The organism is Microbacterium sp. 22179, from assembly GCF_052045715.1.
Lineage (GTDB): Bacteria > Actinomycetota > Actinomycetes > Actinomycetales > Microbacteriaceae > Microbacterium > Microbacterium galbinum.
Genome location: NZ_JBQEPJ010000008.1, coordinates 1 through 14,424, shown reverse-complemented (window position 1 = coordinate 14,424; position 14,424 = coordinate 1). Strand labels below are relative to the sequence as shown.

9 protein-coding genes are annotated in these 14,424 nt (G+C 68.2%); all 9 read left to right on the top strand.

Annotated features, from left to right (window positions below; all coding sequences use genetic code 11):
- Positions 1-114 precede the first annotated feature (114 nt).
- Positions 115-834, top strand: coding sequence for an L-ribulose-5-phosphate 4-epimerase (locus ACTJKK_RS15125; protein ID WP_440748581.1), 720 nt, complete (start codon positions 115-117; stop codon positions 832-834).
- On the top strand, positions 831-2,474 hold the full coding sequence (locus ACTJKK_RS15120; RefSeq protein WP_440748580.1) for a xylulokinase: 1,644 nt from the start codon (positions 831-833) through the stop codon (positions 2,472-2,474). Before ACTJKK_RS15125 ends, ACTJKK_RS15120 begins: the two co-directional genes overlap by 4 nt.
- Entirely contained in the window at positions 2,471-3,994 is a 1,524-nt protein-coding gene (gene araA / locus ACTJKK_RS15115; protein ID WP_440748579.1) for an L-arabinose isomerase, read from the top strand. Before ACTJKK_RS15120 ends, araA begins: the two co-directional genes overlap by 4 nt.
- A 99-nt stretch (positions 3,995-4,093) precedes the next feature.
- Positions 4,094-5,014: an aldose 1-epimerase family protein gene (locus ACTJKK_RS15110; protein ID WP_440748578.1), complete on the top strand. Its 921-nt coding sequence runs from the start codon at positions 4,094-4,096 to the stop codon at positions 5,012-5,014.
- A 220-nt stretch (positions 5,015-5,234) separates the two neighbouring features.
- On the top strand, positions 5,235-6,626 hold the full coding sequence (locus ACTJKK_RS15105; protein WP_440748577.1) for an RNA polymerase sigma factor: 1,392 nt from the start codon (positions 5,235-5,237) through the stop codon (positions 6,624-6,626).
- 213 nt (positions 6,627-6,839) lie between these two features.
- A complete protein-coding gene (locus ACTJKK_RS15100; protein WP_440748576.1) occupies positions 6,840-7,019 on the top strand; it encodes a hypothetical protein in 180 nt (59 codons plus the stop codon).
- Positions 7,020-7,039: 20 nt separating this feature from the next.
- Entirely contained in the window at positions 7,040-7,216 is a 177-nt protein-coding gene (locus tag ACTJKK_RS15095) for a hypothetical protein (protein ID WP_440748575.1), read from the top strand.
- A gap of 142 nt (positions 7,217-7,358) precedes the next feature.
- Positions 7,359-11,501, top strand: coding sequence for an SdrD B-like domain-containing protein (locus ACTJKK_RS15090; RefSeq protein WP_440748574.1), 4,143 nt, complete (start codon positions 7,359-7,361; stop codon positions 11,499-11,501).
- An 804-nt stretch (positions 11,502-12,305) separates the two neighbouring features.
- The coding region (locus ACTJKK_RS15085; protein WP_440748573.1) for an Ig-like domain-containing protein at positions 12,306-14,424 on the top strand (2,119 nt) is incomplete at its 3' end.

Sequence of the window (14,424 nt, the reverse complement as noted above, 5' to 3'; positions counted from 1 at the left end):
TGTCGAAGCATCCCACCCCGAGGCGACCCCCGCTTGACCCCGCCACCGACCCCGCCGTAGGCTCTCCGTGACCCGAACTGTGACCGGTCACAGTCAAGCCCACGACGAGGTGCCATGAGCGACGACGCCCCCCGATACGCCCCCGACATCCAGGCGGCGATCGACCGCACCCGCGCCGATGTCGCCCGCCTGCACGGCGAACTCGTGCGCAACGGCCTGGTCGTCTGGACCGGCGGCAACGTCTCGGGCCGTGTGCCCGGAGCCGACCTGTTCGTGATCAAGCCCTCGGGCGTGAGCTACGACGATCTCGCACCCTCGAACATGATCCTCTGCGATCTCGACGGCACCGCGATCCCCGGCGCCCCCGGCAGCGAGCGGAGCCCCTCGAGCGACACCGCGGCGCACGCCTACGTCTACCGCCACATGCCCGAGGTCGGCGGGGTCGTGCACACGCACTCCACGTTCGCGGTCGCCTGGGCGGCGCGCGGCGAGGAGATCCCCTGCGTCATCACGGCGATGGCCGACGAGTTCGGCGGCCCGATCCCGGTCGGCCCGTTCGCGATCATCGGCGACGACTCGATCGGTCGCGGCATCGTCGAGACGCTCAGCGGTCACCGCAGCCGTGCGGTGCTGATGCAGAACCACGGGCCGTTCACGATCGGCGTCGACGCGAACGATGCCGTGAAGGCCGCGGTCATGGTCGAAGACGTCGCCCGCACCGTGCACTACGCCCGCGAGGCCGGCCCGGTGATCCCCCTCCCGCAGGCGGCGATCGACCGTCTGTTCGACCGGTACCAGAACGTGTACGGCCAGAGTGCGGACGCCCGCCGATGACCGTTCGTCGGAGCTCGGGGACCGCCGCCGAGGTCATCGCGCGCAACCGCACCGCCCTCGGCATCGAGCTCGGATCGACCCGCATCAAGGCCTGCCTGATCGACGCCGACACCGCCGAGGTGCTGGCGACCGGGTCGCACACGTGGGAGAACAGCTTCGTCGACGGCCGCTGGACCTATCCGCTCGAGGAGGTGTGGTCGGGGCTGCAGGCGGCGTACGCCGCACTGGTCGACGACGCGCAGGAGCGCCACGGCATCCGCCCCTCCTCGTTCGGGGCGATCGGTATATCGGCGATGATGCACGGCTACCTCGCTTTCGACGCCGACGGCACTCTGCTCGTGCCCTTCCGCACCTGGCGCAACACGAGCACGGGCGAGGCCTCGGTCGAGCTCACCCAGGTTCTGGGCGTGAACATCCCCCAGCGATGGTCGGTCGCGCACCTGCACCAGGCAGCGCTCGACGGCGAATCCCACGTCGCCGACGTCGCGTCGATCACCACCCTCGCGGGCTACGTGCACGAGCGCTTGACCGGTCGTACCGTGCTCGGAGTGGGGGATGCCTCGGGCATGTTCCCGATCGATTCCGCCACGATCGACTACGACGAGCGCCTGCTCCAGGCCTACCGCGATCACACCGGTCGCGACCTGCGCCCGCTGCTCCCGGCCGTGCTCCCGGCGGGGGCGGATGCCGGCGCCCTCACCCCCGAGGGGGCCGCGCTCCTCGACCCGACCGGCGCGCTCCAGCCCGGTATTCCGCTCTGCCCGCCGGAGGGCGACGCGGGCACCGGCATGGTGGCGACGAACTCGGTCGCCCCGCTCACCGGCAACGTCAGCGCGGGCACGAGCATCTTCGCGATGGTGGTGCTCGAGAAGCCGCTGCCCACCGTGCACGAAGAGCTCGACCTCGTCACGACGCCCGCCGGCGCGACGGTCGCGATGGTGCACTGCAACAACGGCGCGAGCGAGCTCGGGGCCTGGGCGGCGCTGTTCCACCGGTTCACGGTCGCGAACGGGCAGTTCGTCGACGAGGATCAGGTCTTCGCCACCCTGTTCGCCGAGGCGCTGCAGGGCGATCCGGATGCCGGTGGCCTGCTCGCCTACAACCATCTCGCCGGCGAGCCGGTGGTCGGACTCGACCAGGGCCGCCCGCTCTTCGTGCGCACCCCGGATGCCTCGTTCACCCTCGCGAACGTGATGCGCGCGCAGATCTACGGCGTCTTCGGCACACTCGCCCTGGGGATGCGGATCCTCGCCGACGACGGCGTGCGGATCGAGCGGATGTTCGCCCACGGCGGCCTGTTCCGCACGGCGGGTGTGGCCCAGCGTTTCCTCGCCGCGGCCCTCGACACCCCGGTCGACGTCGGCGATCTCGCCGCCGAGGGCGGAGCGTGGGGCATCGCGGTGCTCGCCGCGTACCTCGATCAGGCCGACCGACCGCTCGCCGCCTATCTCGACGAGACTGTCTTCGCCGGGGCATCCGTCGTCACCGCCGAACCCGACCCGACCGACGTCGCCGGGTTCGCCGCCTACCTCGACCGCTACCGCGCGGGCCTCGCCATCGAGGCCGCCGCCATCACCGCCCTGCCCACGCAGGGAACCAGCCAGGACCCCAGCCCGGACCTCAAGAAGGACGCCTCATGACCCGCACCCCGCTGACCACGTCGCTCGACGGCTACGAGGTCTGGTTCCTCACCGGCAGCCAGCACCTCTACGGCCCGGAGACCCTCGCCCAGGTCGCCGCCCAGTCGCAGGAGATCGCCGGCATCCTCGACGCGGCCGACGACGTGCCGGTGCGCATCGTCTGGAAGCCCGTGCTCACCGACTCCGACGCGATCCGCCGTATCGCCATCGACGCGAACGCCGACGACCGCGTGATCGGCGTCGTCGCCTGGATGCACACGTTCAGCCCGGCGAAGATGTGGATCACCGGCCTCGACAGCCTGCGCAAGCCGCTCGCGCACCTGCACACCCAGCACAACGTGGCGCTGCCGTGGAGCGAGATCGACTTCGACTTCATGAACCTCAACCAGGCCGCGCACGGCGACCGCGAGTTCGGATACATCCAGACGCGCCTCGGCATCCCGCGCAAGACGATCGTCGGTCACGCGAGCGACCCGCGCGTGCGCGCCGAGCTCGCGACCTGGCAGCGTGCGGCGGCGGGCCTCGCGGCGGCGCGGTCGCTGAAGCTGGCCCGGTTCGGCGACAACATGCGTTTCGTCGCGGTCACCGAGGGCGACAAGACCGAGGCCGAGCTGCGCTTCGGCGTGCAGGTCAACACCTGGGGCGTGAACGACCTGGCGGATGCCGTCGCCGCCGCCTCGGATGCCGAGATCGACGCTCTCGTCGCCGAGTACGAAGAGCTCTACGCCGTGGCTCCCGAACTGCGTCGCGGGGGCGAGCGCCACCAGTCCCTGCGCGACGGCGCGGCGATCGAGATCGGTCTGCGCTCGTTCCTCGAGGAGGGTGGTTTCGGGGCGTTCACGACCTCGTTCGAAGACCTCGGCGCGCTGACGCAGCTGCCGGGTCTCGCGGTGCAGCGCCTGATGGCCGAGGGGTACGGCTTCGGCGCCGAGGGCGATTGGAAGACCGCGCTGCTCGTGCGCGTCGCCAACGTGATGGGTGCGGGTCTGCCCGGTGGCGCGAGCCTGATGGAGGACTACACCTACGACATGACCCCGGGCGACGAGGTGATCCTCGGGGCGCACATGCTCGAGGTCTCGCCGTCGCTGTCGTCGCAGCAGCCGACGCTCGAGGTGCATCCGCTGGGGATCGGCGGCAAGGACGACCCGGTGCGCCTCGTGTTCACGGCCGACCCGGGCCCGGCGGTCGTGGTGGCGCTGTCGGACATGCGCGACCGGTTCCGCCTCACGGCCAACGTCGTCGAGAACGTCGAGCCGACCGCGGCGCTGCCGAAGCTCCCTGTCGGCCGTGCCGTCTGGAAGCCGCAGCCCGACTTCCCGACCAGCGCCGCCGCCTGGCTCACCGCCGGAGCCGCGCACCACACCGTGATGTCGACGGCCGTGGGCATCGAGGCGTTCCGGGACTTCGCCGAGATGGCGGAGGTCGAACTGCTCGTGATCGACGACACGACCCGCCTGCCCGAGTTCCAGCAGCAGGTGCGCTGGAACCAGGCCTACCACCGCCTCGCCCAAGGCCTGTGACCCTTCGTCTCGTCGCTGCGCTCCTCGCTCAGGGACCGGTGAGACACCCGGTTCCTGAGCGAGCGAAGCGAGACGAAGGACACAAGTAACGTGGATCCAATGACCACCACCCCCCGTTCCGGCCGCCAGTTCACGATCTTCTCCGACGGCTACGAGGCGACGATCGCGAGCGTCGGCGCCTCCCTGCGCGCGTTGACGTTCCAGGGTCGCGATCTGGTCGTTCCCTTCGAGGCGGATGCCGTGCGCCCCGCCTACCGCGGGGCGACCCTCGCCCCGTGGCCGAATCGCGTCGTCGACGGCATCTATTCGTTCGGCGGTGTCGACCACCGGCTCGCGCTGACCGAACCCGCGCGCGGGCACGCCCTGCACGGGCTGCTCGCCTGGGTCGACTGGAGCGTGGTGTCGACGGCATCCGATCGGCTGACGCTCGAGGCGACGATCCCCGCGCAGGACGGCTATCCGTTCCGCGTGACGGTGCAGACCGAGTACGCGGTCGGCATCGACGGACTGACCCAGACGGTGACCGCGACGAACGTCGACGACGTGCCCGCGCCGTGGGGCACGGGACCGCACCCGTACCTGTGGGCGGGTGACGGCGGGGTGGATGCCTGGACGCTGAGCCTGCCGGCATCCGAGGTGCTGCTCGTGACCGAGGATCGCCTGAGCCCGGTGCGCGTCGAAGCCGTCGAGCTGGTGCCCGAGTTCGATTTCCGTGAGGAGCGACTGATCGGTGAGACGTTCATCGACCACGCGTTTACGTCTCTCGAGCGGCATCCGTCGGGCGTCGCCGCGGTGACGGTGCTCGCGGCCGACGGCCACGGCGTCGCGATCACGTTCGACGAGCGCTGCCCGTGGGTGCAGGTGCACACGGCCGACACCCCGTTGCCCGAGACGAACCGGGTCGGCCTCGCCGTGGAGCCGATGACCTGCCCGCCGGATGCCTTCAACTCGGGCGTCGACCTGGTGGTGCTCGAGCCCGGCGAGTCGCACGAGGCGGCCTGGCGCATCTCCGCCGTCTGACGCGCCATCCGACCCGACAGATTCGCGGGTCGATCTCGTCTTGAGAGTGCGGGCCCACCCGAAAAGGGCCCGCAACAATCGCCCTCACTTATCCACAGTTCGCCCCCGAGCCGACGCTTCGTGATGCCACGCGTCGGCTCGGCGGTGTATCGTTTCCGCTCGGCGGCAGCACGCGTTGCATGTGCTGCGCCCCGCCCCCTGCGAATCGATGAGGAAAGTGATGACGGACGCGTTTCCCCCCGACGCTTCCGGCGCCGATGCGGCGCCCGAAGACGACGCCGTCGATTCGCCTGCCCTCGATTCCGATGCGACGGCAGAGCTCGTGCGCCGGGCGGCATCCGGCGATCGCGATGCGGCGGGCGAGTACTTCGCGCTGATGATGCCCTCGCTGACCCTCACCTCCAAGCGGGTCGCGGGCATCACGCACGACGCCGACGATCTGCTCGGCGATGCGCTGCTGATGGTGCTCGCCAAGTGGTCGCAGGGCACGGGCCCGACCGAGAACGTGCCGGCGTACATCGCGCAGACCATGCGCAATCGCATCCGTGACGACTTCCGCTCGCCGCGGTCGAAGGTCGCCCCGCTCGACAACGTCGAGGAGCCGGCGTCGAACGCCGATCCGCGCATCCGCGAGCTCGAGATCGAATCGGAGTTGGCGATCGTGCGCAAGGCGCTCGCCGAGTTGCCGTCCGACCAGCAGCGCGTGCTCGTCGCGACCGTGCTCGAAGGGCGCAAGCCGCGGGATCTCGAAGAGCACATGGCGCGTCCGGCATCCGCGATCTATTCGCTGTCGCGCCGGGCGAAGGGCAATCTGCGGCGCACGACGCTGCGTCTGCTGCTCGAGGAGAACGCTCGACCGGAGTGCGTGGCGGCGGCGCAGCTGCTGCCCGATGCGGTGGGCGACACCCCCGAGGGCACGAAGGGCGGCCGGTCGGCCGACCACTACCGCACGTGCCCGTATTGTCGCCGGTCGTGGAAGCGATTCGCCGGGCTCGCGACGCTCGCCGCACTGCCGCTCGCGGGAGCGGTGGCACTGGCCGGCCCGTCGGGCTCGGCCGAGGCCGACGAGCTGCCGGTGGATGGGGCGGATGCCTCGGTGCCGGAGACGCCGGCGGATGCTCCCGCCGATGTGCCTTCTGATGGCGGTTCCGGGTCGTCGATCTGGCAGGAGTGGGCGCGCACGACGGCGATGCTCGCGGCCGCCGCGACCGCGCTCGTGCTCATGACGGTGGTCGTGGTGACCTTCGTCACGAAGACGTGGTTCTTCGACGAGACCCCGCTGGGGTCGCTGGCGTTGACCTCGGAGGCGGTCGACGCCGAGCACAGCGAGTTCGACATGGCGCTCACCGTGCAGGACGAGTCGTTCACGCTGGGCACGCTGCGCATGGATCTCTCGGTCGACGTCGCGTCGATCACCGCCCCGAGCGGGTGGACCTGCCTCGTCGAGGGCGGCGACGTATCGTGCACCACCGACCGCGAGTCGCCGAGCGGCGGACGCTTCGAGGTGACGCATGCCCCTGCCGCCGAGGTCACGTTCGACATCGGGTTCGACGGTCGCACCGCGGGCGGTTCGATGCTCAACGGCACGTCGCGCGGCACCGTCGGCGACTGACTTTCGGATTCCGCCGACAGATTCCGGGGTCGACCCCGTCACATGAGTGCGGGGAGTCTTCTTCCCGCTCGACCCTCCCCAGTGTCGAGCCCGTTCGTTCGGGTGGCTGGGTGGAGAAGCCTCCCCAAGTCGGCTCGCCTCCACCCAGCTTTTCTGCAGTAGTCGGCACGGGGATCGCGGGAGCGGGTCAATGGATGGGGGAGCGGGATTCGAATGGCAGCACTTTCTTCGCCGCAGGCAGCGGCACACGACCGCACGCCCGAACGGGGCGTGCTCACGCGCGAACGCGGGCACGACCTGCATCGCGTGCGCGGGTTGTCACAGGCCAGAGGACGGATGCTGTCCACCCTCGCCGACGACACCGCACTGCGGAACCACGCGGTGCCGGAGTGATCCGCGGGCGATTCGAGCGGGTGGGGTCGCCGACCCCGCCCGCCGAACTCGACACGCAGCAGGTGCGCGTCACCGTCGTCATCGAAGACGCGCACGGGTTCGTGCACCACTACGACGACATCGTGACCACATCGCAGGCCGCGACCGATGCTTTGAAGACTCTCGCGCACGTGCGCGCTAAGAGCGTCCTCACTTAACGACAGATTTATTCACACAAAGTTTCCAGTTTCGCGTAATAATGAGCGCTACCCGAAGTCTCACCAGGTGGAGAACGTCCGAAGTTCTCTGCTCACGGGGAGCATCTGTTTGCGCATCACCTTGGCTAGGGGAAGGGCCATCATGACTCGCACGACCGCGCGCACGCGCGCTTTGACCAGGACCATGGGGGTGGCGGCGGCGCTGAGCGCGCTGTGCGCCGGCTTCATCGTCGCCGCTCCGGCATCCGCGGCGGCGACGCTCGCGCTGACGATCAGCCAGACGACGGGAACCGCGCCGTTCTCGGCCGATGACGCCGCCGGCAACGACTCGAGTGCCGACAACGACATCATCCGCACGAACGACACGATCTCGTACAACCTCGGCATCCGCTTCGAGGGCGACGACCAGACCACCCCGACCGTGCGCTTCACGGTTCCGCGTGGCCAGGAGCTCGTGAGCCTGCCACCGTTCTGCCTGCCGGGTTCGGGGGCGACGCCGCAGACGCTGCCCGCGCTGACCCCGCCGATCACCGGAACGTCGTGGCAGTCGTACCCCACCCAGGAGGTCGTCTGTGTGCTCGACGACCAGACCGGTGGCACTTCGCTCAACTATCCGTTCGTCACGCGGGTCAAGCCCGAGGTGACCAACGGCACCACGATGGATCCCGTCGTCTTCGACGTCACCAGCGACCAGATCCCGGATGCCGTGTCGACCGAGCCCGTGTCGCAGACGGTGTCCGCGGCTCCGCGGTTCGATCTGTCGAAGCGCGCCACTGCAACGGACCCGAACCAGGGACCGCTCTTCCTCAATACCGTTCCTTGTGTGAACGATGCGTTGAAGGCGTGCCGCGAGCTCTCCTACCCGGTGTCGATCTCCGTTCCCACGGGCGGCAAGGGCGTCGCTCCTTTGAGCTCGCCGATCATCTTCGAAGACAACCTCGATCCGGCCTCCTTCTACGGGGCCGCGATGTGGGGTCAGATGGTTGCGGCTGCCGGGTCGGAAGCAGCCGCGACCGCAGCCTACGCACCGGTCTTCCGCAACTGCAGTCTGGTCACCTCCGGAAGTGGGTACCGGGCGACACTCCCTTACTCTCGACTCTCGCTGGGGTCTTACGCAAATACAACGAACTCTGCCCGCGACACGGGTGCTGTCAGCTGTGTCGGTGGAGCGCCCGGCGAGAACGGTGTCATCACACTGACCGGAACCGACACCAGCGGTACGACGGTGCCGACAACGACGGGCAGCGGGGTCGCCCTGCCCGCGAACTTCGGTGTGATCGCCGCGTTCGAGCTTCGAGTGCACGTGCCGCAGGCGGCGATCCTCGAATTCGGTGCCGACGGAAACGGATTCGTCATCGGCACGCACAACGAATACACGAACATTCGAATGACCGGCATCGATGGCACCCCAGGGGTCGATGATCCCGCGAACAACACACGAGATGCTGCGATCCGACTTCAAGCCGCAGGGACATACGACAAGTCGTTCACCGGGATCTATGGTCAGGCGGGAAATACACCGGCGAGCGCTTTCTCGGGCAATCAGACCTTCGAGGGCCCTCCCGGTTCGGGCGTTCGTAAGGACGGGAACAGCGTGGTCATGGCGGGACAAGCCGTTCAGAGCGTGATCAACGTCAGCGAGTCGGCTCCGGCAGGGACCGGAACGGGCCTTTCGCGCACCGTCATCTCCTGTGACGTGTGGGAGGCTGACCGTCTCGCGCTCGCGGCCCACCCATCATGGAACGGGTGGAACCCGACGTTTTATCCCGGAAACAATGAACCGGTGTATCTGGCGCACTACACCCAGGCCAACGTCATTACGCCGGCTAGCGTTCTGGGAACGGCTGCGTCCGGGGCGCGTAACGTCACGATCGAATACAGCACGGGGCCTGCGGGCCCGGGCGCTGACGCGAACTGCGCGACGGGAACGTGGGTGACCGACCCGAGCGACTTGGTGACGCCGACTGTTGACGGCCAAGGCCGAACTGTCTGGCAGGGAGTCAACCGCGTTCGAATCACGTTCAACACGGAGTGGCCCATCGGCACGACTTTCGGTGATGTAAACCTGCAGTTCGCGATCGGCCAGGTCGTGCTCGACTCGGACGACCCCGCGCCGATCGGTAACTGGGCATCGCGCATGATCTCGCAGGGCGTGAAGACCGCGGCGCAGGCGGCGTCGGATTCTGCGCGTCAGACCACGCTCCCGACCTACAATCCGGAGACTCACGGAGGGAACTTCGGTGACCGGATCTTCCAGGGCGAAGCCGTAGTGCGTGTGGAGAAGTGGGTTCAGAATCCCACTACGGGCGAGTTCGTCAACAACGTCGTACCGCAGTTCACCGCGGGCAACACCATCACCTACCGCCTCGATCCGTCGCTGACCTCGACAGGCCTGGGCGAGGGGTCGCCAGCGCTCGTGATCGTCGAGGATTGTCTTCCGCTGTACCAGGTATACGAGTCCTCTACTCAGGGTGGAACCAGTGTGACCCCCGCGGCTGTTCAGATGGGTGCGCCGGACGATGCGGAGATCGGATGCGCCGCAAACCGCCAGTACGTGCGCTTCGACCTCGGTGAGCTCGCGCCCGGCGTCGCGATCACTCCGATCGTCGTGGCCGCCGAGATCATCGAGACGGCTCGTAACGGGGTCTACTCAAACCAGGTGCTGGTCTCGTCGCCAGCGGACAACAGCCCGTCCTCGCTGCGCGACGACGACGTGCAGATCCAGCTGGTCGTACCGACGGGCATCAAGGTCGCGAAGACGGTCAACAAGCCCGTCATCGAGGTCAACCCCGAGGGTGTCGAGACGCCGCGCACCGTGCAGTGGAGCGTGTTCTTCGCGAACGTCGACTCCCCGCAGAACGTCAGCAACGTCGACGTGATCGATGTGCTGCCCGCCAACGGAGTGAACAACAGCGACTTCCAGGGTCAGCTGGTGCTCGACTCCGCGACCGCGGTCGCCGGTGACAACATCCGCATCCTCTACACGGCCACGGCATCCGCCTCGTTGAACGTCGCCCCCGGGCACGCGTCCAACGCCGCAGGCGGCGCCACCGTCTGGTGCGACGCGATCTCCGGCAACGTGGTGTCCGGCTCGGGCACCGCGGCCGACTGCCCGACGGCCAACGACGAGGTGACGGGCCTGCGCTTCCAGCGCGCGGGCGCCTTCACCCCGGCGACGCCGTTCCAGGTCGACATCGCCATGACCCCGGTCGGCAACGCCGGCGGCGACGTCTACAACAACGTCACCGCGGGTCGCGCCGACGGCGTCACCCAGGGCGTCGGTCCCGCCATCCGCACCGTGCGGATCATCTCGTCGTCGGTCGGCGACCTGGTGTTCGAAGACGTGAACGCCGACGGGCTGCAGTCCGAGGGCGAGCCGGGCATCGCGGGCTTCCCCGTGCGCCTGGTCGGAACCGACGTCGACGGCAACCCCGTCTCGCTCGAGACCGTCACCGACGCCGACGGGTTCTACTCGTTCGGCAACCTCGCCTCGGGTGAGTACCAGGTGATCTTCGACCCGAACGGGCTGAACTCCAACACGACGTTCACGACGCAGCACGCGGGCGACGTGAACCTCGATTCGGATGCCGACACCGCCACCGGTGCCACGCAGGTGTTCACCCTCGGGCAGGACACCGACGATCTCTCGCTCGACGCGGGTGTGATCATCGACCGGAACTTCGACATGGTGCTCGACAAGCGCTACGTCGGAGCCACCGAGCTCAGCGACGACAACACCTCGGTCGTGACCTACGAGCTCGACGTGGTCAACAACGGCACCGCCGATGGCGTGTACGACCTGGTCGACGCGCTCGACTTCGGTGGCGACGTCGAGATCGGCGATGTCGAGGTCGAGAACATCACCCCGGGTGAGGTCGACACCAACCCCGACTACGACGGCGTGGAAGACACGACCATCGCGTCGGACGTGACGCTGCCGGGTGAGACGACGCACACCTACCGGGTGGTCATCGAGACCACGGTCGCCACGAGCATCACGGTCGTCGAGGCGGAGTGCACGACCACGACCACCGAGACCGGTGGCGGGTTCGTGAACGAAGCCGAGCTCACGGTCGACGGCACCACCGTCACCGACAAGGCGTGCGGTGACATCCCGGTGCCGCCGGCTCCGGGAGAGGGCGGAGGCGTCACGCCTCCCACCGCGGGCCTCGCGATCACCGGTGGCACGATGGTCGGCATCGGAGTCTCGATCGCCGCTCTTGCCGCCCTGGCCCTCGGCCTCGTGCTGACGCTCCGCCGTCGCCGCCTGGACGAGACCGCCTGATCCACCTCCCGAACGCCCGGGCTCGGCTCACGCCGGCCCGGGCGTTCTCATGCCCGCGCTAGCCGCACCACAAGAAATCCACCGCCCCACCGACAGATTCCACCCCCGAACCCGTCTTACAAGTGGCGCCTTCGGACTCCTGCTTCCGGGGTGCTGCTCCGACGTCCTCCCATCCCGTCGGAGCAAATCGGGGGGATCCGCATCTTTCTGGATGCGCACCACTCGACGACGGCCGGCCCTCCTGCTGCGGGGCCGGCCGTCGCTTTTGCGTCCCGAGCGGGGGTAGCGAAACGGGTTATGGGAATATCGCGGATCGACCGACATATTCGGTATCCCATCTCGTCTTGGTTAGTGACGCCGGGAGAGCCGGGCCCCCACGGTGCCGGCGTCAGGCGGCCGTCCCTCCTCCTAGGGGCGGCCGCCACCTCCTACCGAACCGGTCGTTCAAAACCTTCAGTGAAATGTTTTGGCGCCCGCCGACCGATTCCCGAAGCGACCACGTCTTGCTTAGTGGGCCCGGAGTTCTGACTTGGGGCGCGCGGCACCGATGCACCACGTGTGGAGGGGTGTTCACCACACGTGTGGACGCTCTGTCGGATGCCGCTCGTCGATGACGGAGAGTCCGTAGCCCGGAGAAAAACGAACGAAGCGCGTAATGAACGCGCGAGCACGGCGTCTTATTGTCGGGGGGCTTACGCCGACCGCTGTGCTTCGAAACGGGAAAAGGGAACTGGGATGAATGGGAATTCTGCAGTGCTCCGAAAGCGCTCGCGCGCGACCGGCGCACTTCTTGTACTGATGGGCATGGTCCTCGCCATGTTCTCGGGGGTGCTCGCGGCACAGCCGGCGAACGCCGCCGAGGTAAACGGCGTGACTGCCGTCGACATCGTCAACGCGCCGCCGTACGTGAAGGATGCGCAGTACCAGGTCGCCGCGACCTGGGCTGTGCCGGACTCGGCGCAGCCGGGCGACACCTTCACCCTCAACTTCCCCGATGCGCTCGTCGGGTTCGGTGCCTCGATCAACCTGCCGGACGCTGATGGCAACATCGTGGGCACCTGCGAGGTGACCGCGAACCAGTTCGTCTGCACGCTCACCGACTTCGTGGCCGATCACAACAACGTGCACGGCACGCTGAACTTCAACGCGAAGTTCGTCGAGACGTTCACCGAGGAGCAGATCGAGTTCACGACCGGCAACAACGTGACGATCGTCACCGATGTCGAGGGAGGCGTCGGCACGGCTGGGCCCGACACCGCTCCCGGTTCGCCGACCAAGTTCGGGTACCCGAACGATGACGGTACCTCGATGACATGGAACATCGACGTCCCGAGCGAAGACCTCGGCGCCGGTCCCAACCCGATCATCACCGATGACTACGACTCCCCGCTCGTGTTCGACCCGTCACGCCTGACGGTCCGCTCGATCGCCAAGGTCGACTGGGAGCAGCGCAGCGACACGTCGAAGTGGACCTACCTCGGTCAGGGCACCGGAGCCGGTTCCTACACGCTGACAGACCGCCCTGCTGACACCGCTTTCGACGTCCAGCTGAACGGTGCCAATACCGACGGCACCCGCATCTACCAGGTGCAGGTCGTGATGGACTGGCCGGAGGGCGCGCAGAACGGCGACGTCTTCAACAACAGCGCCGTCGTGAACGGCACGACCTACAACGCGACCCCGCTCCCGTACGCGGGCGCCGGCGGTGGCGGCGAGGGTGACAACCTCGGCGACATCGCGCTCACCAAGACCGTCACCGGTTCGGGTGCCCCGCAGGTCGCGGGCACCTCGTACACGGTGAACTACTCCTACGGCACGACGAACGGCACGCTCACTGTCACCGACGGTCAGACCGCGGACCTGAACGACGTGCCCGAGGGCGCGGTCATCACGCTCTCCGAGGTCCAGGCCACGGGCGAGGGCGTCGTCTACAGCACACCGGTCTTCTCCGGAACGGGCGTCACCGACAACGGCGACGGCACGGCCACGGTCACCATGATCGACGGCCTGATCGAGATCGGTCTCGAGAACCCGGTCGAGCAGCTGCTCGGCGGCTTCGACGTGACCAAGGTCGTCACGGGCAGCGGCGCGGGCGTCGTCGCCGACGCGGAGTACACCGTGAACTACTCCTACATCGCCGCGGGCGAGACCGTCACCGGTTCGCTCGTGATCGCCGACGGTGAGACCGACGGTCTCGCCGAGCTGCCGGTCGGCACCGTCGTTACGCTCTCGGAGGTCGCACCGACCGCCGCGAACGTCACTTACGGCACCCCCGTCTACACGGGCACCGGTGTCACCGACAACGGTGACGGCTCCGCGTCGGTCACCATCGGTGAGGGCACGATCTCGGTCGGGCTCGAGAACCCGGTGAACTTCAACCTGTACTCGTTCGCCGTGACCAAGACCGTGACCGGCGACGGTGCGGCCAAGGTCGTCGACATGTCGTACTCCGTGAGCTACAGCGCGATGGTTCCGGGCGAGACCGAGCCCCGCGAAGACACCTTCGAGGTGCGCAACGGCACGGTCTACTCGATCCTCGAGGTTCCCGAGGGAACGGTCGTCACGCTGAGCGAGGTCAAGGCGACGGCTCCGGGCGTCACCTTCGCCACCCCGAAGTTCTCGGGCACCGGTGTCACCGACAACGGTGACGGCACCGCCACCTTCACGCAGGGTGCCGGACTCGTCGAGATCGGTCTCGAGAACGCGGTCACCGTCGTGCCGCCGACCACGCCGCCGACGAAGCCGACCACCCCCAAGGGCGGATCGAACACGTCGCTCGCCATCACGGGTGCGGACTCCACGCCGCTGATCGTCATCGCCGGACTCCTGCTGGCGTCCGGAGCGATCGCCCTGGTGGCACGCCGCCGCCGCGGCCCTCGAGATCGAGCTCGACCGCGCGCAGCAGAGCCCGGTGTTCCGCCAG